The sequence below is a fragment of the Kitasatospora sp. NE20-6 genome (assembly GCF_045862635.1).
On the sequence record NZ_BPRL01000027.1, the window covers coordinates 83,293 to 104,718 of the forward strand.

A 21,426-nucleotide genomic window follows, 5' to 3' on the forward strand; every position below is an offset into this window, starting at 1 on the left:
CCTCGCCGCCGCACCGCCGGACGGCACCCGGCAGCAGCAGAACGGAAGGAACGGGGCCATGAGCGCCACCGACGACGACCCGACGGACGACCTGACGGTCACCCCGCCGAAGACCTGGGCCACCGGCCTGCCCGCCGTCACCCACGCCCTCGGCTACGCCCTCGGACAGACCACCGTCCGCCGCACCGCCCTCACGCTGCTGACCGTCAACCAGGCCGGCGGCACCGACTGCCCCGGCTGCGCCTGGCCGGACCCCGGACCCGCCGACCGCCACCGCAACGAGTACTGCGAGAACGGCGCCAAGCACATCGCCGACGAGGCCACCTCCCGCCGGGTCACCCGCGACTTCTTCCGCCGGCACTCCGTCGCCGGCCTCGGCGCGAAGTCCGACCTCTGGCTCAACCAGCAGGGCCGGCTCACCGAGCCCATGGTCAAGCGGCCCGGCGCCGGGCACTACGAGCCGATCGGCTGGGACGAGGCCATCGGGCTCCTCGCCACCGAGCTCAACGCCCTCGACTCGCCCGACCAGGCCCTCTTCTACACCTCCGGGCGCCTCAACAACGAGGCCGCGTTCCTCCTCCAGCTCCTCGCCCGCGCCTACGGCACCAACAACCTGCCCGACTGCTCCAACCTGTGCCACGAGTCGAGCGGCTCCGCCCTCAACGAGACCCTGGGCATCGGCAAGGGCAGCGTCACCCTCGACGACATCCACCACAGCGACCTCGTCCTCGTCGTCGGACAGAACCCCGGCACCAACCACCCGCGGATGCTCTCCGCCCTGGAGGAGACCAAGCGCAACGGCGGCCGGGTCATCGCGGTGAACCCGCTCCCCGAAGCCGGCCTCATGCGGTTCAAGCACCCGCAGAAGGCCCGCGGCATCCTCGGCCGCGGCACCGCCATCGCCGACCGGTTCCTCCAGATCCGGCCCGGCGGCGACCTCGCCCTCTTCCAGGCCCTCAACCGCCTCCTCCTGGAGGCCGAGGACGCCGCCCCCGGCACCGTGCTCGACCGAGCGTTCGTCGAGGAGCACACCACCGGATTCGACGACTTCGCGGCCCACGCCCGCACCATCGGCTGGGACGACGTCCTCGCCGCCACCGGGCTCCGCCGCGAGGAGATCGAGGACGTGCACCGGGAGGTCCTCGCCAGCCGCAGCGTCATCGTCTGCTGGGCGATGGGGCTGACCCAGCACAAGCACGGCGTGCCGACGATCCGCGAGGTCGTCAACTTCCTCCTGCTGCGCGGCAACATCGGCCGCCCCGGCGCGGGCGTCTGCCCGGTGCGCGGCCACAGCAACGTCCAGGGCGACCGGACGATGGGCATCTGGGAACGCATGCCGCAGCCGTTCCTCGACGCGCTGGGCCGCGAGTTCGGCTTCACCCCGCCGACCGCCCACGGCCTCGACTCGGTCGACGGCATCAGGGCCATGCTCGACGGACGCGCCACCGTCTTCCTCGGCGTCGCCGGCAACTTCGTCCGGGCCAGCCCCGACAGCGACGCCACCGAACGCGCGATGCGGCGCTGCCGCCTCACCGCGCACATCTCGACCAAGCTCAACCGCTCGCACACCGTCTGCGGCGACACCGCGCTGATCCTGCCCACCCTCGGCCGCAGCGACCGCGACGTCCAGGCCGCCGGCGAGCAGTTCGTCACCGTCGAGAACTCCATGAGCGAGGTGCACCTCTCCCGCGGCCGCCTCGCACCGGCCTCCGGCCACCTCCTCAGCGAGGTCGCGATCATCGCCCGGCTGGCCCGCCGCACCCTCGGCGACACCCCCCGCATCCCGTGGGAGGAGTTCGAGGCCGACTACGGCACCGTCCGCGACCGGATCGCCCGCGTCGTCCCGGGGTTCGAGGACTTCAACACCCGCGTCGCCGTCCCCGGCGGCTTCCGGCTCCCCAACCCCGCCGGCGCGCGCGTCTTCCGCACCCCGAGCGGCCGGGCCGTCTTCACCCGCAACGCGTTCACCATGCTCCGGGCACCCGCCGGGCACCTCCTGCTGCAGACCCTGCGCTCCCACGACCAGTGGAACACCGTGCCGTACGCCATGGACGACCGCTACCGCGGCATCCACCACGCCCGCCGCGTCGTGCTCGTCAACCCCGCCGACCTGGAGGCCCTGCACCTCGCCGACCGCGCCGAGGTGGACCTCGTCGGCGTCTGGCACGACGGCGTCGAACGGCGGGCCCGGAACTTCCGGGTGGTCGCCTACCCCACGCCGCCCGGCTCCGCCGCCGCCTACTACCCGGAGACCAACGTCCTCGTACCGCTGGACAGCGTCGCCGACATCAGCAACACCCCCACCTCCAAAGGCATCGTCGTCCGGCTGGAGCCGGCGTCCGCCGGAGGCTGACGGCGCCGCGCCCCCGCCCGGGGCCCGGCCGCACAGGAGAGGACGCCCATGGCCCGATCGACCGCGCGACGGAGCGTGCTGCGCATCCGGGACGGCGTACGCACCCTCCGGCCGGACACCCTCGCCGGCGAGGAGCCGATGGAGATCCGGGTGGGCGGCCGCCCGCTCGCGGTGACCATGCGCACCCCCGGCCACGACTTCGACCTCGCGGCCGGCTTCCTCGTCGGCGAGGGCGCGGTGCACCGCACCGACGAGATCGCGGGCATGCGCTACTGCGCCGGGGCCACCGACGGCGACGCCAACACCTACAACGTCGTCGACGTCGTCCTCGCCCCGGGCACGAAGCCCCCGGACGCCTCGCTGGAACGCCGCTTCTACACCACCTCCTCGTGCGGCGTGTGCGGCAAGGCGAGCCTCGACGCCGTACGGACCACCGCGGCCTGGGCCCTCGGACCGGGGCCGCGGCACCTCGCACCGCAGGTGCTGGCCGCACTCCCGGAGCGGCTGCGCGCGGCGCAGCGGGTCTTCGACAGCACCGGCGGCCTGCACGCCGCCGGGCTCTTCACCGCCGACGGCGAACTGCTCTGCCTGCGCGAGGACGTGGGCCGCCACAACGCCGTCGACAAGGTCGTCGGGCACGCCCTGCGCGGCGGACTGCTGCCGCTGCGCGACACCGTGCTCATGGTGAGCGGCCGGGCCTCCTTCGAGCTGGTGCAGAAGGCCGTGACGGCCGGGATCCCGGTGCTGGCGGCGGTCTCCGCGCCGTCCTCGCTGGCGGTCGACCTGGCCGCCGAGTGCGGGCTGACCCTGGTCGGCTTCCTCCGCGGCACGTCGATGAACGTCTACACCGGCGCCCACCGCCTGGAGGCGTGAACCCGGCCGGCCGGTGGCGTCATCGGCCGCCGTGCGCCCGGTCGGCGAGGACCTGCCCGACGACACGGCGCGCGGTGCCCGCCATGCCCGGGTCGGTCTCCGCATAGTACCAGAGCTCGTCGAGCGCGATCGACAGCGCCCAGCCGCGGCCCCGGGCCCAGCTCGCCGCATCGGCCCGCGTACCGGCCCGCAGGACGTCGCGTGCGCCGGCCGGCAGCAGGTACCAGGCCGCGATGAGGTCGACGGCGGGATCGCCCAGCCCCAGGCAGCCGAAGTCGATGACGGCGCCGAGGCGGCCGTGCGCGACCAGCACGTTGCCCGGCTGCAGGTCGGCGTGGATCCAGACGGGCGGGCCGGTCCAGGCGGGCGCCCGCAGCGCCTCCTCCCACGCGGCGGTCACGGCCGCGGTGTCGACCGTCCCGCGGAGGCGCCCGATCGCGGCCCGCGTGCCGGCGTCCCGGGCGGCGAGCGCACCGCCCCGGTACGAGACCGGCGCGCCGTCGGGGTCGATCCGGTGCAGGGCGGCGAGGAAGGCCGCCAGGTCCGCGGCGAGCAGGGCGGGTTCGGCGACCCGGCCGCCCGCCACGGTCTCCCCGTCGAGCCAGCGGTAGACCGACCACGGCAGCGGATAGCCCTCGCCCGGCGCCCCCCGGCCCAGCGGCACCGGGACCGCGGCCGGCAGGTGCGGTGCCAGCAGCGGCAGCCACCGGTGCTCCCGCTCCACGTCGCCGACCGCCCCCGCGGTGCGGGGGAGGCGCACGGCCAGGCCGTCGCCGAGCCGGTACATCGCGTTGGTGGTGCCGCCCGGTTCGACCCGGGCGAGGGGGAGCCCCGCCCACTGCGGGAACTGCGCGGCGACCAGTGCCCGTACCAGGGCGTGGTCGACGGTGATCTCGTCGGCGTGCAGCCGGGGAGCGCTCATGGGGACCTTCCGGGCGGGGGAGCGGCCGGGGTCGATGCAAGCGGCCGGACACCCCGCCCGTCAACCGCTTTGATCCTCCCGGCCGTTCCGCCGCCCTCCGGTGCGCCGCGCCGTGCCCCGGCGCGCGGCCGGCGGGTGGCGGGTGGCGGGTGGTCAGGGCCGCCCGGCGGCGGCCCGCTCCTGCAGCGCGTCCAGGCCGACGAGGTCGTCGGGGCGGGCGTCGGGCACGTCCCGGTCGAAGCGGGCGAGGACGGTGATCCGCCGGGCCAGCAGGCCCACCGCGGCCAGCACCAGCGCGAACAGCACGTAGGTGAGGCCGAGGCCGCGGCCGGGCCCGGTGCCGACCACCAGGCCGACGGTGCCGGCCAGCGCGCCGCCCGGATCCAGGGCGGGCTGGAGCAGGGCGGCCGTGCCCGGCCCCAGCACGACGAAGCCGATCGGCATGGTGCACCACGCGAACACCGTGTTGACGGCGAACGCGCGGCCGTGGAACCGGGCCGGGATCTTCACCTGCACGATCGTCGCGTAGATGGTGTTCATGACGGTGAGCCCGAGGAACATCCCGAACACACCGGCCGCGACCACCGCCGTCGACGGCCGCAGTCCGGTGACCAGGCAGCCCGCGGCGAGGAGCAGGAAGGAGGTCAGCACGCCGTGCATCCTGCGCTGCGACGGGCCGCCCCAGACCGCCATGAGGGTGCCGCCGGCCATGATGCCGAGACCACCTGCCAGCGACACCCGGGCGACGTCCGCCAGGGTGCCGAAGCCCAGGACGAGCGGCTGGAAGAAGATGAAGAGCGGACCGACGAGCAGGTTCGTCCCGGCGAAGAAGAACAGCATCGCGCGGAATCCCGGCGTACCCGTCGCCAGCCGGAACCCGGCCCGGATCTCCTCGCCCATGCTCTCCCTGCGGCGCCATCCCAGGCTCCGCGGGAAGCGCAGCGAGGCGGTCACCGCCACCGCCACCACGTACGTGCAGACGTCGGCGATCAGGATGCCGCGCAGCCCGACCGTGGCCAGGGCCGCGGTGGCCGCCAGCGGCACGGCGAACTGCACGATGCCGCCGGCCGCCTGGACGAGACCGTTGGCGTGGCCCAGGTACCGCTTGGGCACCAGCTGGGGCACGGCGGAGGAGTAGGCGATCCGCTGGAACGTCAGGGCGACGGACAGCACCGTCATCAGGGCGTAGACCGCCGGCCTGGCGAGGGCGTCGGCGAGCAGCAGCACGAGCATCGCGGCCTGGGTGAGTCCGGCGGCCGCGTCGGCCGTGATCATGACGGCCCGCCGGCTGTACCGGTCGGCGACGGTGCCCGCGACGGGGGCCGCCAGCAGGCCGGGCACCAGCGCGAGCGACGAGAGCAGGGCGAGCTGGAGCAGCGAGTTGCTGCTGAGGTAGAGCCAGAGCGGCAGGGCGAACTCGGTGGTCGCGGTACCCGCCATGGAGACCAGCTGGCCCGCCGCCACGGCGAGGAAGCGCGGCATGCCCGGCGCCGGGGGCCTGCGCCGGCCGCCGCGCGGGGACGGGCCGGTCGCCGGGGCGGTGTCCTGCGCGGTGGCGGTGTCCTGTGCGGTGGCGGTGGTGGTGACGGTGCTGCTCGACACGTCGGCGAGGCGCCAGGCCCGCGGGGGTGCGGTGCCGGGCCGTCCGGCGGTCGGCCCGGGTTCGGGTTCGGGCGTGGGCGTGGGTTCGGGTGCGCCGGCCGGTCCGGGTGCCGGTCCGGTGGCCGCAGGGGTGCGGTCGGCAGCCAGGGCGGGGTGGACCCCGGTGACGATCGCGGCGACCTCCTCGGCGCGGTACTTGAGGAAGTAGTGCCCGGCCTCGTCCAGGACCACCAGGGCGGTGGTGCCGGTGACGAAGTGCCACTCCCTGAACCGCTCCTCGTGGTACGAGGTGATGTCGTCCCGCTCGCCGACGACGGAGATCACCGGCGCCGCCAGCGGCGTCACCCGGCGCCGTAGCAGCGCGGTGAAGTACTCCTCGGCCTCGATGTTGTCGGTGCGCAGGTCGTGCACCATGCGGCGGGCCTGCTCGGGGTCGACCTCGTCCAGGCCGAGGCCCAGGGAGGTCAGCCAGTCGCGGTAGCGCCGGTCGCTGCCGAGGCGTTCCAGCCGGGCGAGCAGCCGGACGAGCGGTCCGCGGGGCCGGGCGAAGGGGAAGATGCCGCCGACGTAGACGGCGTCGACCGGCCGCCCGCTCTCCTCCAGGGCCAGCGCGAGGGCGACGGCCAGGGCGCCGCCGACCCCGCAGTGCCCGTACAGCGCGACGGGACCGCGTACCTGCGAACGGATCTCGGCGACGGCCGCGGCGACCAGCTCGGGGAACGCGGCGCGGCGCTCGGCCAGTCCCATCTCCTCGCCGGTGCCGGCCAGCGCCAGCAGGGCGTGGCCCGGCGGCAGGGCCTCGGCGAGCGGCTGGTAGACGGCGGCGCTGCCACCGCCGTACGGGATGCAGACCAGGGTGAGGGCCGGTTCGCAGGCCTGCCGGGGCGTCAGCTCGTGCAGGACGCGGGCGGGGCCGCGGTCGGCGGCGGGCGTGTCGGCCAGCGCCGCCAGGGCGCGGACGGTGGGGTGCTTGAAGAGGTCCATCAGCGAGAGCGCCGCGGCCCCCGGGAGGGCCGCCCGCAGCCTGGCCACGACGCGGATGCCGAGCAGGGAGTGCCCGCCGAGGGTGAAGAAGTCGTCGTCGAGCCCCGGGGAGGGGATGCCGAGGGCCTCGGCCCAGACCGCGGCGACGGCCCGCTCCGCGTCGGTGGCCGGCTCGGCCCGCTCCCCGGTGGCGGGGGCGAGCACCGGGGCGGGCAGTGCGGCGCGGTCGAGTTTGCCGGTCGGGCCGACGGGCAGCGCGTCCAGGGTGACGTGCGCGGAGGGCAGCATGGAGTCGGGCAGCGTACGGCGCAGCCCGGCGCGGAGGGTGGCGGCGCCGGTGTCGGCGCCGGGGCCGTCGGGCACGGTGTACGCGACGAGCCGGCGGTCGCCCGGCCGGTCCTCGCGGACGGTCACGGCGGCGTCCCTGACGCCGGGCAGGGCTCGCAGGGCGGCCTCGATCTCGCCGGGTTCGATGCGCAGGCCGTGCAGTTTGACCTGCTGGTCGGTGCGGCCGAGGTACTCGATGGTGCCGTCGGGCAGGTGGCGGGCGAGGTCGCCGCTGGCGTACATGCGCGCGCCGGGCGGGCCCCACGGGTCGTCGCGGAAGCGCTCGGCGGTGAGTTCGGGCCTGCCGAGGTAGCCGCGGGCCACGCCGGGCCCGGCGATGTGGAGTTCGCCGGGCAGGCCGGTGGGCACCGGGCGGCCGTGCCGGTCGAGGAGGTGGACGCGCATGTTCTGGATCGGCCGGCCGATGGGGGTGCGGCGCAGCCCCTCCAGGGCGTCCGGCGTGCACGTCCAGGCGGTGCAGTCGACGGACGCCTCGGTGGGCCCGTAGAGGTTGTGCAGGGCGCAGCCGGGGAGGCGGCCGAGCGCGCGGCGGGCGAGGTCGACGGGCAGTTCCTCGCCGCTGCAGATCATGGTGCGCAGGGTGGTGCACCGTTCGACGCCGTCCTCGGCGAGGAGGACGGCGAGCATGGACGGCACGAAGTGCACGGTGGTGACGGAGTGGCGGACGACGGCGTCGCGCAGGTAGGCGCCGTCGCGGTGGCCGCCGGGGCGGGCCATCACGAGGCGGGCGCCTTCGCGGAGCGGCCAGAACAGCTCCCAGACGGAGACGTCGAAGGCGGCCGGGGTCTTCTGGAGCACCGTGTCGCCGGGGCCGAGCGGGTAGGCGCGCTGCATCCAGTCGAGCCGGTTGTCGATGCCGCGGTGGGTGCAGACGACGCCCTTGGGCCGGCCGGTGGAGCCGGAGGTGAAGATGACGTAGGCCGCGTCGTCGGGCCCGGCGGGGCGGCCCGCGGACCGGCCGTCGCCGTCGGCCGGGCGTTGCCACAGGGCGGGGTCGTCGAGGCCGATCACGAGTGTGCCGGAGGGCAGTTCGGCGGGGAGGCGGTCGCGGACGGCGTCCTGCACGAGCAGCACCGGGGGCGTGGCGTCGTCGAGCATGCCGGCCAGGCGGTCGGCCGGGTGGTCCGGGTCGAGGGGCAGGTAGGCGCCGCCGGCCTTGAGCACGCCGAGCAGACCGGCGACGAGCTCGGCGGAGCGTTCCGCGCACACGGCGACGATCTTCTCCGGCCCGACGCCGTGGCCGCGCAGCCGGACGGCCAGTGCCTCGGCCATGGAGTCGAGCTGACGGTACGTCAGGGATTCGCCGGTGGCGTCGACGGTGAGGCAGGTGCGGTCCGGCGTGCGGGCCGCCTGCTGCTCGAAGCGCCCGTGCAGGGTGCCGGGGGCGAGGTCGACGACGGTGCCGTTCCACTCCGCCAGCGCGGTGCGGTGTTCGGCCTCGTCCGTCAGGTCGAGCCGGGAGAGCGGGAGTCCGGGGTGGAGCACGACCTGCTGCAGCATCCGCCGGAAGAGCTCGGCCAGCCGGGCGAGGGTGGCCGGGTCGAACAGGTCGGAGCTGTAGGTGAAGAAGCCGTGCAGCCCCTCGTCGGTGTGCCGCAGGTACAGCTCCAGGTCGAACCGGGTGGAACCGGTGGTGAACGGGTGGTGCTCCACCGCCGGGCCGTCGCCGCCGGTGGCGGACGCCTCGGCGCGTTCGTAGTTGAGCAGGGTGAAGGAGGTCTGGAAGACCGGGGGCCGACCGGGGTCGCGGGGCAGCGCGAGCTCCTCGACGAGCTGCTCGAACGGCATGTCCTGGTGGGCCAGGTCGGCCACGAACCGGTCGCGGACCCCGGCCAGCAGCGCGGCGAAGGACGGGTCGCCGGAGAGATCGGCGCGCAGCGCCAGCACGTTGGCGAACAGGCCGACCAGCGGCTCCAGTTCGGGCAGGGTGCGGCCGGCGACGGTGGAGCCCACCGCGAAGTCCTCCTGCCCGCACCAGCGGGCCAGCAGCGCCTGGTACGCGGCGAGGAGGGTCATGTAGGGCGTGGCGCCGTGGGCGGCGCCGAGCGCCAGGACGGCCCGGCTCAGGCCGGGGTCGAGCGCGATGCCGTGCCCGGCGCCGCGCAGGCTGGGCACGGCGGGCCGGGGCCGGTCGGTGGGCAGGTCGAGCGGGGGCACGCCGTCGAGCCGGGTGCGCCAGTGCGCGAGGTCGGCCCGGCGGACGGCGCCCTGGTAGTGCCGGCGCTGCCAGGCCGCGAAGTCGCCGTAGCGGACGGCGGGTTCGGCGATCGGAGCGGCGTCGGCCGGGTGCCCGGCGCGGTAGTCGTCGAGCAGTTCGCGCAGGAACAGCTCGCTCGACCACCCGTCGGAGACGATGTGGTGCTGCACCACGACCAGCCGGTGGTCGTCGGGGGCGGCCTGCAGCAGACAGGCGCGGACGACGGGGCCGTCGGCGAGGTCGAAGGGCCGGCCGGTCTCCTCCTGCACCCAGCGGCTCAGCTGCTCCTCGCGGGCCTCCGGTCCGAGGTCCGGGTCGGCCGTGCGGACGGTCGGCCGGAAACGGCCGGGCGGGTCGACGACGACCCGCGGGGTGCCGTCCTCCGCGGTGGGGAAGCGCATCCGCAGGCTCTCGTGCCGGGCGACGACGCGTTCCACCGCCCGGACCAGCCGTGCGGTGTCGAGCGGACCGCGCAGCCGGACGACCAGGGGCACGGTGTAGGCGGTGCTGTCGGGCACGAACCGGTCCATGAACCAGAGCCGCTCCTGGGCGAAGGACAGCGGCGGCTCGCTGCCCTCCGGCCGTCGGGGCACGGTCGTGACCGGGCCTGCGGTGCGGGCCGTGCGCAGCCGCCGGGCGAGGAGTTCGGCCCGTGCGTCGTGCGGTCGTGCGGTGTCGGCGCCGGTGGTCATCTCGCCGGGCCCCCTTCCTGGATCAGTGCGTGCACCTCGTCGTCGCTGAGGGCGTCGATCTCGGCGAGCAGGAGGTCCTCCACGGCTGCGGCGGTGCCGGCCACGGTCGGTGCGGTGAACAGGGTGCGCACCGGGAGGTCGAGCCCGAGGGCGGCCCGCAGCCGGGCCAGCACCCGGACGGCGAGCAGCGAGTGGCCGCCGAGGGCGAAGAAGTCGTCGTGCACGCCGACCTGTTCGAGGCCGAGCACCTCGGCCCACACCTCGGCGACCAGGTGTTCGGCGTCGGTCCGCGGCGGGGTGCGGACGGCGGCGGGGCCGGTCGCACCGTCCGCGGCGCCACCGGGCGCGGGGAGGGCGGCGCGGTCGACCTTGCCGCGGACGGTCAACGGCAGCCGGTCCAGCACCGCGTAGGCGTCCGGGACGAGGTGGGCGGGCAGGAGCCCGCGCAGGTGCCGCCGCATGGCGTCGGGCTGCGGTGCCCCGGTGCCGGGGGCGGCGACGACCCAGGCGGCCAGTGTCTGCCGGCCCGCATCGTCGTGCAGGTCCACGACGGCCCGGACGACGCCGGGGTGGCGCAGCAGGGCGGCTTCCACCTCGGCCGGTTCGACCCGGTGGCCGCGCACCTTGAGCTGCCGGTCGCGGCGGCCGAGGAACTCCAGCGTGCCGTCGGGCCGCAACCGGGCGAGGTCGCCCGTCCGGTACATCCGCCCGCGGCCCGCCGCCGGGGACGCCCCCGGGTCGGGCGGTCCGGGCGGTCCGGGCGGTCCGTACGGGTCGGGCGGTCCGTACGGGTCGTCGGTGAAGCGGTCCGCGGTGAGGTCGGCACGGCCGAGGTAACCGTCGGCGATTCCGGCCCCGGCCAGCCACAGCTCGCCGGGCACACCGGCCGGCACCGGGCGCCGGCCGTCGTCCAGCACGTACGCGCCGGTGGCGGCGATCGGACGGCCGATGCCCGGACGTCCGTGGGCGTCGTCGGCGCCGAGCCGGGTCGCGGTGGCGATCACGGCGGCCTCGGTGGGGCCGTACGTGTTCCACAGGTCGACCCGGTCGCCGAACCGCTCGCGCCAGGCCGCCACCGACGCCGCCGCCACCTGGTCGCCGCCGAGCACCACGGTGCGCAGCGCGGGCGGCCACGGCACGGACGGACCGGCGGCCACGAGCTCCTGCCAGTAGGCGGTGGGCAGGTCGAGGACGGTCAGGGCGCTGCCGTCGGGGCCGCCCAGCCAGTCGGGGAGTTCGGCGGCGGGCACGGGCAGCAGCACGACCTCCGCACCGTGGGTGAGGGCGGGGAAGATCTCCTCCACGTGGGTGTCGAAGCCCAGCGCGGCGAACTGCAGCACGCGCTCGCCGGGGCCCAGGCCGTAGGCCTCGCCCATCCAGCGCACCCGCGCGGTGAGGGCGCGGTGGGGGACGGCCACCGCCTTGGGTTCGCCGGTGGAGCCGGAGGTGTGCAGGACGTAGGCGAGGTCGCCGGGCGCGGGCCCGGCCGGGTCGGCGGGTGTGGCCGGATCGGCGGGTGTGGTGGGGTCGGCCGGGTCGGCGGTGCGGGGGGAGAGCGTCGCGGTCGGTAGCCCGAGGCCGGCGTCTGCCGTGCCGGGGGCGGTCGTGGCGGTGGTGGTCAGGATGGCGGTGGTCAGGACGGCGGTGGCGCCGGCCCGTTGGAGCATGGCCCGGGCCCGTTCGGGCGGCAGGCCGGGGTCGAGCGGCAGGTAGCCGCAGCCGGCGAGGAGGATGCCCCAGATCCCGGCGACCACCGCGGCCGACCGCTCGCCCAGGAGTCCCACCGGAGTTCCTGGGAGCGCTCCCATTGCGCGGACGGCGGCCGCCGCCCGCCGCGCCTCGACCAGCAACTCCCGGTAGCTGAGCACCTGTTCGCCGTCGCGCACGGCCGGCGCGTCCGGCGTACGGGCGGCCTGCCGCAGCAGCAGCGAGACCACCGTCGCATCCTCGTCACCCGCCGCCGGGGTGCCGGCCGGACCGTGCAGCAGCGCGCCGTGCTCCCCGGGCGCCAGCAGCGACAGCTCGGCCACCGGCACGCCGGGCTGCGCCACGGCGGCCCGGGCCAGCAGCGGCAGCCTGTCCAGCAGGGCCTGCGCGGCTGCGCCGTCCAGCACCGCCGGGTCGTGGCCCAGCACCAGGTGGAGGCCGTCGACGTGCGGCCAGGCGTCCAGCGCGGTGTCGAACGGTGTCGGTGCCGGCTCGCCCGGCAGCGCCTCCACCCGCAGCACCCCGGGCGCCGCGGTGCCGGGTGCGGCGGCAGCCTGCGCGGGCGCCGGTGCCGCCTCCGTGTGCAGGTTGAACCAGTGCCGGAACAGCTGCCGCTGCCCCTCCTCGCGGGCCGTCCCCAGGACGCCGAGCAGCCGCTCGTACGGCACCTGCGGGTGGGAGAGCGCCCCCGTGACGGCCGACCGGGTGCGGTCCAGCAGGCCCTCGAAGGTGACGTCGCCGCCGAGGTCGGCGCGCAGCGGCAGCACCGCGGTGAAACACCCGATCAGGTGCTCGTCGGCGCTGCGCTCGCGTCCGGCCGTCGGCGCGCCCACCACCAGGTCGTCCTGCCCGGTGTGCCGGGCCACCAGCAGCTGGTAGAGCGCCAGCCAGGCCATGAACGGCGTGCACCCGCGGCTGCGGGCGTACCCCTCCACCGCCGCCTCGAGTGTGCCGTCGACCCCGGCCCGCACCCAGGCGGTCGTCCGGCCGCCGTCGGCCGCCGGGCGGGCCGGCGCCGCCGCCGGCGGCAGTCCGCGACCGGGCGGCGCCGCCAGCTCGGCCGACCAGTGGGCCAGCGCCCGGTCCGCGGCCGGTCCCGCCGCCCGGGACCGCTGCCACATCACGTGGTCGCCGAACCCGCCCTCGACGGACGGCAGCCGGGGCACCCGGCCGGCCACCGCCGCGTCGTGCGCGGTGACGAGCTCGTCGAGCAGCAGCCGGATCGACCAGCCGTCGGAGACCAGGTGGTGCGCCGCGACCAGCAGCACGTGCGTCCGCTCCCCGGTGCGGTACAGCTCCACCCGCAGCAGCGGGCCGCGGTCCGGCGCGTACGGCTCCAGGCCGCGCCGCCCGGCCCGGTCGACCGCGGCCGCCTCCGGGTCGGCGGCCCCCCGCAGGTCGTGCACCGCCACCCCGACCCGCGCCCCGCCGTCGACCCGCTGCACCGGCGCACCGTCCACCTCGGTGAACGAGGCGCGCAGCGGCTCGTGCCGGCCGACCACGGTGTCCACCGCCCGCCGGAACGCCGCCGGATCGAGCGGGCCGGTCAGACGGCGCACGGTGACGAGGTTCTCCGACACGTCGGCCGGGTCGACGCGCTGCAGGAACCACATCCGTTCCTGCCCCGGCGTCAGCGGGTACTCGCGGTCAGCCATGCTGGTGCTCCTCGGTGAGACGGGCGAGTACCGCGCCGAATCCGGCAGGGGTGGGGGATTCGAAGAAGGCCGAGGCCGGGACGGCCACGCCGTACCGCTCCTCGATGCGTGCGGCGATCCGCACGACGGCCAGCGAGTCGCCGCCGAGGGCGAAGAGGTCGTCGTGGTCGCCGACCCCGGCCCGGCCCAGGACCTCGCACCAGAGGGCACGCAACTCCCCGACCGGGCCCCCGCCGCCCGCTGCGAGGGCCGTCGCGCCGGTCGTGGCGACGGGCTCTGCGGCGGACCCTGCGGACCCGGCGGACCCGGCGGACCCGGCGGCCCGCCACGGCTCGGCCGTCCGGAGGGTGCTCACCGGGGCGTCCGGCCGCTCCGCCAGCTCCGCCAGCAGCTCGGCGAGCGCCTCGGCCAGGCCCGTGACGGCCTTCCGCGTGTACCGCGCGCACGGATACGTCAGCACCAGCTCCGCGCCGTCCGGTCCGGCGCCCGCCGCCAGGGTGAGGTCGTAGGCGGTGCCGTCGACCTCCTGGCCCCAGGGGTGCGCGTCCACCCCCGGACCCCAGCCCGCGTCCGGCGCCCCGACGACCGTGGTGCCCTCGTCCCGTTCCACGAACAGCACCTGGAACAGCGGGTGCACGCCCGGTGCCCGGCGCGGTGCCGCCGCCGCCACGATCCGGTCGAACGGCGCGGCCTGCGCCAGGCCCGCCGCGAGCGCGTCCCGCACGCGCAGCGCGAGCACCCGGAACGCCGGATCGTCCGCGAGCGAGACCCGCAGCGGCAGGAGGTCGGTGAAACAGCCCACCACGGCGTCGAGGTCACGGTGCGACCGACCGCCCGAGACCACGCCCACCGTGACGTCCCGCCGGTCCGCGCAGCGCGCCACCACCACCAGGAACCCGGCGAGCAGCACCGTGTGCGCGGTCAGCCGGGCGCCCGCCCCGGCCGCGCGCAGCCGCTCCACCGTCCCGGCCGGCAGCCGCACGGTCACCGAGGCCGTACTGCGTCCCGCCGGCGCCCGGCCCTCCCGCGGGGCGGGCAGGCCGAGCTCCAGCACGGGCGCGGCACCCTGCAGCCGGTGCCGCCAGTAGGCCAGCCGCTCGGGCAGCACCTCGTCCAGGCGGCGCCGCGACCACACCGCGTAATCCGCGTAGTCCGGCCCTTCCTGCCCTTCCTGCCCTTCCTGCCCTTCCTGCCCTTCAGGCTCCGCCGGGTCGGCCGGGTCGGCTGCACCGAGCGCCCGGTAGGCGTCGGCCAGCCGGCCCGTCAGCAGGGCCGCCGACCGTGCGTCGGCCGCGATGTGGTGGCAGACCAGCAGCAGCCGGTGACGGTCGGGCGTCAGCCGCAGCACCGTCAGCCGCAGCACCGGCCCGGTGGCCAGGTCGAAGCGGTGGCTCCCCGCCTCCACGGCGACGGCCTGCGCCAGCGCCTCGCGCTCCTCCGCGGGGACGGGTGCCAGATCCACCGTCTCCAGCAGCGCACGGGCCTCGTCGGACGTCAGGGGGTGCCCGGGCAGCAGCTGCACCGGCTCGCCGTCGTGCTCCGCGTAGCGGGTGCGCAGGACGGGGTACCGGTCGACCACGGCGGCCAGCGCCGCGGCCAGCCGGTCGAGGTCGAGCACACCCTCCAGCGCGAGGCCCGCGGTGACCGGCGGCGAGGCGGACGGGCCGCCGATCCGGTCGGCCAGCCAGAGCCGGCGCTGCTCCGCGGAGCAGATCAGCGGGCCGCCGTCGCGCGGTACCCGCGGGATGCCGCGGCTGCCCGAGGCGGCCTGCCGCCGGGCCGCCAGCAGCCGCAGGGCGAGGCCGCGGCGGTCGTCCGGCTGCGCCGGGCCGGTGCCGGTCGGGCCGTGGGCGGACGTGCCGCCGGGGGCCGGGAGGTCCGTGGCGCGGGGCGTGGTCACTCGTCCTCCCCGGCGAGGCGCAGCGGCGCCTCCAGCAGGTCCTTCACGCCGGTGAGCAGGGCCACCACCTGGCGGCCGTTCAGCAGCCGGTGGTCGAAGGCGGCGCCGAGGTGCACCAGGCTGCGGGCCCGGAACCCGCCGTCGGGACCGGGCAGGACGACCGTGCGGGGCGCCGCCAGCGACAGCGCGCACGCCTGCCCGGGGAAGACCACCGGCAGTGCGAAGGCCACCCCGGGGTCGGTGTGCAGGGTCAGCGTGATGTTCGCGCCCTGCAGCTCCCGGTCGCGGAAGGCGCCGCGCAGCGCCGTCATGCGGTACTGCATCAGCGTGCGGGCCAGGTCGCCGAGGGGGGCCCGGTCGGCGTCGTGCACCACGGGCACGAACAGCCCGCCGCCCAGGTCGAAGGTCACCCCGACGTGCGCGCCGGGCACCAGCCGGGTGGCCGTGCCGTCCGCCGTCAGCGCGGCGAAGCAGGCCGGATCGGTGCCGCGGCGCGCGGCGAGCGCGGCGAGCGTCAGCTCGGGGAGTCCGACGAGCGTGCCGGCGGCCGCACGGAGGGCGGGTCCGGCGGCCAGGGCCTCCGTCACGTCGACCTCCACGGCGGTGAACGCCGCGGGGATGTCGCGGTGGGCGGCGGTGACCGTGGCGGCCACCGCCCGCTGGATCCGCGGCAGCGGCGTCACCGTGGTGCCGGGCGGGTCCTGCGCGGCCGGTGCGGCCTGCGCGTCCAGGGCCTGCGCGGCGGCCCGTGCGTCTGCCGTCCGAAGGCCGGTGCCCACGGGCGCGGCCGCCGTACGGGCCGCCGCCAGCCGCTCCACCTCGGCCCGCCGTACCAGCGGCACGCCGAGCGCGAGCGCCTCCGCCTCGGGGATGCCCAGCTCGGCGAGCAGAGCCCGGGCGGGTGCGGTCAGCACCGGGCCGGGACCGCCGGCCGGCGCGTCCCCCGATGCCGCGACCGATGCCGTGACCGGTGCCGCGGCCGGTGCCGCGACCGGTGGTGCCTCCGCCGCGACGGTGGCCGCCGGCCGCCGGACGGCCTCCAGCGACCCGGCGTCCGCGTGCAGCCGGGCGATCAGGTCCCCCGGGGCGTACTCCTGCCCGGGCCGGGCCAGCTGCTCCAGCAGGCCGTCGGCCGGGGCGGCCAGCTCCTCGATCGCCTTCGACGTCTCCACCTCCAGCAGCGGCTCGCCCCCGACGGCCTTCCCGCCGTCCGGCACCAGCCAGGCCAGCAGGGTGTAGGCCGCGTCGTTGTTGTTGACCTTCGGCATCCGGTACTCGGTCACCGCGACCGTTCCTCTCCGTGCTGCGCCGACGTGCGGACCGCCCGCCGGATGTCCTCGGCCTGCAGGAACACCTCGTCCTCCAGGTGCGGTGCGGCCGGCACGACCGCGTCCGCCGCACTCAGCACCCGCACCGGGGCGCGCAGCGCCGACCAGAGCCGGGTGTGCAGCGCGTGCGCCACCTCGGTGCCCCAGCCGGCCCCGGGGGTGCCGTCCTCCACCACGACGACGGTGCCCGCCCCGGCGCACAGCCCGGCGAGCCGGTCGGCGTCGAGCGGGTGGAGCTGCGCGGGCACCAGCAGGCGGCAGCAGAGCTCGTCCTCCAGCAGCAGCAGGCGCGCGGCGGCGACCGCGCGGTGGGCGAGCCCGCCGGGTGCGATCAGCACCGCGTCGACGTCCTCCACGCCGGCCGGGCCGACCACCGCCGTGCCCAGCGGGCCGCCGTCGAGCCGGAAGCGCAGCACGTCGTCGACGACGCCGTCGGTGTACCGCCGCTCGGTGTAGAGCACCTTGTCCTCGAAGAGCACCGACGGGGTGCCCGTGGCCAGGGCGTGCCGTACCAGCGGCACCGCGTCGTGGAACGGGCTCAGCTCGTAGAGGTCGAGGTCCGGCACGCCCAGCAGGTGCTTCTGCGGGCTCTGGCTGTGCGTGGGGCCGTAGCCGCGGCGCCCGCCCACCGGGCAGCGCACCAGCAGCGGCACGGGCACTCTCCGGCCGTACATCGAGACGGACTTGGCGGCGAAGTTGACCAGCTGGTCGAAGGCCAGGGTGACGAAGTCGCCGAACATCATCTCGACCACGGCCCGGTCGCCGGCGAGCGCCAGACCGGCGCCGACGCCCGTGACGGCGCCCTCGCTCAGCGGGGTCGACCGCACCCGGTCGCCGAAGCGGGTCGACAGGCCGCGCGTGATCTTGAAGGCGCCGCCGTACGGGTCCGACACGTCCTCGCCGAGCAGGTGCACGGAGGGGTCGGACTCCATCAGGCTGTGCAGGGCCCGGTTGAGGTTCTCGGCGACCCGCTCGCGCCGGGGCGGCGTGTCGTCGACGGCCGCCGGTCCGGGGACGGCCTCCGCCGTGCGGCCGGTACGCGCGGCCGGGGCCCGCCCGTCCGACGGGGCCCGCCCGTCCGACGGGGGCCGCGCCGACACCTCGGCGACCAGCCGGTCGACCAGCGCGGCCTGCCGCAGGTCCCACGCGGCGAACCGCCCGGGCGACGCGCCCGCGCCGGTGGTGTACCAGTCGCGGTCGTGCAGCGCCGCCAGCTCCTCGGCGTCGCGGGTGTCGTCGCCCTTGCTGTGCGGGCCGAGCCGCGGCACGTCCAGCTCGACGACCAGCGGACCGCCGCCCGCCCGTACCCGTGCGAGCAGCGGCTGCAGTTCGGCGCGCAGCACGCCGGGGCGGGTCTCCGCCGAGTGGTGGTGGGCCGCACCGAACGCCTCCGCGCGGGCCCGCACGGTGCCCGACATCTGCAGCCGGGTCGGCGTCGACTGCGCGATGCCGTTGTGCTCGACCACGACGACCAGGGGCAGGCGCCACAGCGCGGCCATGTTCAGCGCCTCGTAGACCGCGCCCTCGCCCCAGGTGCCGTCGCCGACGAAGGCGAGCGCCAGGGCGCCGTCGCCCGCCCGGCTGCGCCGCAGGGCCGCGCCGACCGCGACGGGCAGGCTCTCGCCCTGCACGCCGGTGGAGAGGAAGCCGCCGGTGTAGAGGTGCTGGCTGCCGCCCACACCGCCGCAGACCGCGCCCTGGCGGCCCATCACCTCGGAGAGCAGGCCGTCGGCGTCGCCCGTCAGGGCGAGGTAGTGGCCGTGGCCGCGGTGGTTGCTGAACACCATGTCGTCGGCGCGGAGCAGGGGGGCCAGGGCCACCGGTACGTACTCCTGGCCGAGGCAGGTGTGGGTGGTGCCGCTGACCCGTCCCTCGCCGAAGAGGCGCAGCAGGGCCAGCTCGACGTGGCGGATCAGGAGCAGCATGGCCAGGTCGTCGTCGGCCGGGCCGTCCGGCGCCGCGTCGGCGGGGGCGGGCCCGGGGCGGGCCAGGGGGTTCAGCACGGCGTCGGCTCCTCGGTGGGCTGGGTGGGGGCGGCGCCGGGTGCCGCGCGTCCGGCGGCGGCCCGGCGGGCGGCGAGCAGCCGGAGCACGGCGGCCCGGTCGGGGCCGGTGCCGCTGCGGGGTGCGGGGGGCGGCTGCCCGGGTCCGGGCGGTGCCGGGGGCGTGACGGGCTCGGCGAGGTAGCGCTCGAAGGCGTCCGGGTCGAGGCCGGTGGCGAACGCGGTCGCGGCGTCCCGCGAGCGCGCCGCGAGGTCCTCGTAGTGGCCGCGGTCGGTGAGCAGCGCGGTGAGCGCCTCCCGCCACGGGCCGAGGTCCTGCGGGGGCACCACGGGCAGCGGACGGGCCGACCCCGCACCGGGGAGGTAGGAGGTGACCGGCCGGACGGGCAGCGAGCCCGGCACCCCGAGCTTGGCCTCGGTGAGGCCGCCGACGGCCGACGCGAGCACCGGGATGCCGCGGAGCATCGCCTCCACGCAGGTGTAGCCGAAGGTCTCGTCCCACAGCGAGGGCATCAGCAGGACACCGGTGCGGCGCAGCACCTCGTCGATGTCGTCCACCGGCGGGGCGACGGTGATGTTGGGGCGGCGTTCGAGCTGCTCCCGCTCCGCACGGTCGGCCCCCCAGGTGGGAACGGCCAGGAACGGTACCGACGGCAGTGCGTCCGCGAGGCCGAGCAGGATCGAGATGCCCTTGTACGCGCAGGGGTTGACCATGGTGACCGCTCCGCCGCCGAACCGGCCGAGGGCCGGGAACGGGCCGTCGCCGTACACCTGCGGGTGGATCACCCGGGCGTCGAGCCCGGCGTGCCGCCGGACGTACTCCCGGGCGGCCCGGCTGACCGCCATGACGGCGGCGGCCCGCCGCACCATCCGGGTGCCTGCCTCGCTGGGATGGAACGCCCCCGGGCCGAAGGGCAGTTGCTGGATGGTGTGCACGAGGTAGACGACCCGGTCCGGGGTGGCCGCCAGGGCCGCGCTGAGCATGACGTGCCCCGGGTCGTCGCCGGGGACGAGCGTGCGGTCGGGGTGCAGCCCGGCCGCGACCGACCGGACCCGTCCGGGCAGCAGGGACGGCGCCCGCACCGCGTGCACGGTGACGCCCCGGTGGGTGTAGACGACGGCGTCCGGCCCGTCGGAGAGCACGGTGGCGCCCCGGTCGGTCAGCGCGCGGACGGCGTCCTCCGCGCCGCCCGGCACGGTGGCGAGCGCGCCGGTGAGCGGCCCGACGACCGTGCAGGTGTGGCCGCGTGCGGCGAGCCGTTCCAGCAGCAGCCGGTTCGACCGGTTGGCGCCGCCGTGCGACGGGAGGTGGATGAGGTTCTGGGCGAGCAGGATCCTCACCGTTCCACTCCCTGCAGCAGGCCGTCCGGTGCGTCGTCGGCGCGGTGTGCCGTCCGCGCGGTGGCCTGCGGGGGGATCACCGCGGCGGGCCGGCCGGCCGGGGCGGACCCGGTGGCCGGCACTGCCGGCGGTGCCGGGGCGACCGGCGCGATCCGGGCGGCCCGGTCGAGCCTCAGGCGCAGGCGCGCCCGGATCCGTTCGAGGTCGCCCGGTGGCAGGTCGCGCAGGCGGTCGCGGACGGAGCCGGCCGGGGCCGTGGTCTCCGTGCGGTCGAGCAGCCGGGCCAGGCGGTCCGCGGCGGCGTCCTGGGCGCCGTGCGGGTCGGGCAGCCCGGCGACGGCCCGGGCCCGTGCCCGGTAGCCGTGGTCGGAGGCCGCGGCGCGCACGGCGGCGGGCAGGTCGGCCGTCCGCCAGCGGGCGGCGGGCACGGTGCGGGCCAGGCCCCAGCGGGCGAGCCGGGCGGCGTTGTCCGGCCGGTCGATGCCGTCGGCCATCAGCACCTGCGGGATGCCGGAGGCGAGCACCCGCGCGGTGGTGCCGATGCCGCCGTGGTGCACCACCGCGGCGGCCTGCGGCACGGCCGCGGCGAAGCTGAGCCCGGGCGACCAGCGGAGGTTGTCGGGCAGCGAGGCCGGCAGCAGGTCGCGGTGCCGGACGACCAGGAGGGTCGGCAGCCCGGTCTCGGCGGCGGCGGCCACCAGGGCCGGGTAGTAGTCGGGGTCCAGCATGCGGCCGGTGCCGCCGGTGGCGAGGACGGGCCGGACACCGGGCGCGAAGGCACCGCCGAACACGTCGGCCGGCCCGTCCGGGGTGCCGCCCCGCAGCGTGCCCGGTGCGTTCGCCGCCTCGGCCCGCCGGGTGCCGAGCGCGTCCGCCGTGCCGTCGGGCAGGGGGAAGCCGGTCAGGGCGGTCCGGGCCGGCGAGCGGGTGCCGGCGGCGTCGAACCAGCTCGGCCACAGGCCGATCTCGGCGTCGCTCGCGGCGAACCAGGCCCGCCAGTCGCGGATCGGCGGCAGCCCGAGACCGGCGCGGACGGCCTGCAGGCCGCCGGCGAGTTCGGTGCCGTAGAGGTGGGCGGCGACGGGCGCGGCCATCAGCTGGGTGGGTGCGAGGGCCACCCAGGCGGCGGGCGCGCCGAGGAGTTCGGCGGTGAAGCGCACGGAGACGGCCGAGGTGTGGCGGCCGACGAGGACGGTCTCGCCGGGGGAGTGCAGGCGCCGCAGGGTGCGGCACTCGGCGGCGATCTGCTCGAACATGCCGTTGCGCCGGTAGAAGGCGTCCCAGCCGAGCCGGGCCTGCGCGCCGCCGAGCAGGTGGGGGGTGTCGGCGAGGACCCGCTCGAAGGCGTCCTCGCCGTCGATCGGTTCGAAGCCGAGGCCCGCGCCGGCCGCGGCCTCCCGGTACGGCGCGTGGGTGAGGAGCACGGCCCGGTGGCCGGCGCGGACGAGCGCCGCGCCCAGGCCCACGAACGGCAGGACGTCGCCGTCGCTGCCGTGTGTCACGAGAAGGAACAGGGCCATGG

At 76.9% G+C, this 21,426-nt stretch carries 10 protein-coding genes; 2 read left to right on the plus strand and 8 right to left on the minus strand.

What is annotated here, in order from left to right; genetic code table 11:
* The first annotated feature begins 58 nt into the window (after window positions 1-58).
* Window positions 59-2,353, plus strand: coding sequence for an FdhF/YdeP family oxidoreductase (locus SNE206_RS20485; RefSeq protein WP_407914883.1), 2,295 nt, complete (start codon window positions 59-61; stop codon window positions 2,351-2,353).
* A gap of 48 nt (window positions 2,354-2,401) precedes the next feature.
* The gene (gene fdhD / locus SNE206_RS20490) at window positions 2,402-3,226 is read left to right on the plus strand and encodes a formate dehydrogenase accessory sulfurtransferase FdhD (protein WP_407914884.1); all 825 of its coding nucleotides are present in this window, start codon (window positions 2,402-2,404) and stop codon (window positions 3,224-3,226) included.
* 19 nt (window positions 3,227-3,245) lie between these two features.
* Here the strand turns inward: fdhD and SNE206_RS20495 are convergent, their stop codons facing one another.
* The 8 genes from SNE206_RS20495 to SNE206_RS20530 form a co-directional block, all read right to left on the minus strand.
* On the minus strand, window positions 3,246-4,148 hold the full coding sequence (locus SNE206_RS20495; RefSeq protein WP_407914885.1) for an aminoglycoside phosphotransferase family protein: 903 nt from the start codon (window positions 4,146-4,148) through the stop codon (window positions 3,246-3,248).
* A gap of 153 nt (window positions 4,149-4,301) precedes the next feature.
* On the minus strand, window positions 4,302-9,971 hold the full coding sequence (locus tag SNE206_RS20500) for an amino acid adenylation domain-containing protein (RefSeq protein ID WP_407914886.1): 5,670 nt from the start codon (window positions 9,969-9,971) through the stop codon (window positions 4,302-4,304).
* The gene (locus SNE206_RS20505) at window positions 9,968-13,333 is read right to left on the minus strand and encodes an amino acid adenylation domain-containing protein (RefSeq protein ID WP_407914887.1); all 3,366 of its coding nucleotides are present in this window, start codon (window positions 13,331-13,333) and stop codon (window positions 9,968-9,970) included. The genes SNE206_RS20500 and SNE206_RS20505 overlap by 4 nt, the downstream gene beginning before the upstream one ends.
* Window positions 13,326-15,233, minus strand: coding sequence for a condensation domain-containing protein (locus tag SNE206_RS20510; RefSeq protein WP_407914888.1), 1,908 nt, complete (start codon window positions 15,231-15,233; stop codon window positions 13,326-13,328). The genes SNE206_RS20505 and SNE206_RS20510 overlap by 8 nt, the downstream gene beginning before the upstream one ends.
* Window positions 15,230-16,516: a 2-oxo acid dehydrogenase subunit E2 gene (locus SNE206_RS20515; protein WP_407914889.1), complete on the minus strand. Its 1,287-nt coding sequence runs from the start codon at window positions 16,514-16,516 to the stop codon at window positions 15,230-15,232. The genes SNE206_RS20510 and SNE206_RS20515 overlap by 4 nt, the downstream gene beginning before the upstream one ends.
* A complete protein-coding gene (locus SNE206_RS20520) occupies window positions 16,513-18,564 on the minus strand; it encodes a dehydrogenase E1 component subunit alpha/beta (RefSeq protein ID WP_407914890.1) in 2,052 nt (683 codons plus the stop codon). The genes SNE206_RS20515 and SNE206_RS20520 overlap by 4 nt, the downstream gene beginning before the upstream one ends.
* A complete protein-coding gene (locus SNE206_RS20525; protein ID WP_407914891.1) occupies window positions 18,558-19,904 on the minus strand; it encodes a glycosyltransferase family 4 protein in 1,347 nt (448 codons plus the stop codon). Before SNE206_RS20525 ends, SNE206_RS20520 begins: the two co-directional genes overlap by 7 nt.
* Window positions 19,901-21,424 carry a glycosyltransferase gene (locus SNE206_RS20530; RefSeq protein WP_407914892.1) on the minus strand — a complete coding sequence of 508 codons (1,524 nt, stop codon included), beginning with the start codon at window positions 21,422-21,424 and terminating at the stop codon, window positions 19,901-19,903. Before SNE206_RS20530 ends, SNE206_RS20525 begins: the two co-directional genes overlap by 4 nt.
* Window positions 21,425-21,426 lie beyond the last annotated feature (2 nt).

Bases quoted from the DNA above. Each gene is read 5' to 3' on its own strand.
- SNE206_RS20485 (WP_407914883.1), top strand. From the start codon at position 59: ATGAGCGCCACCGACGACGACCCGACGGACGACCTGACGGTCACCCCG.
- fdhD (WP_407914884.1), top strand. From the start codon at position 2,402: ATGGCCCGATCGACCGCGCGACGGAGCGTGCTGCGCATCCGGGACGGC.
- SNE206_RS20495 (WP_407914885.1), bottom strand. From the start codon at position 4,148: ATGAGCGCTCCCCGGCTGCACGCCGACGAGATCACCGTCGACCACGCC.
- SNE206_RS20500 (WP_407914886.1), bottom strand. From the start codon at position 9,971: ATGACCACCGGCGCCGACACCGCACGACCGCACGACGCACGGGCCGAA.
- SNE206_RS20505 (WP_407914887.1), bottom strand. From the start codon at position 13,333: ATGGCTGACCGCGAGTACCCGCTGACGCCGGGGCAGGAACGGATGTGG.
- SNE206_RS20530 (WP_407914892.1), bottom strand. From the start codon at position 21,424: ATGGCCCTGTTCCTTCTCGTGACACACGGCAGCGACGGCGACGTCCTG.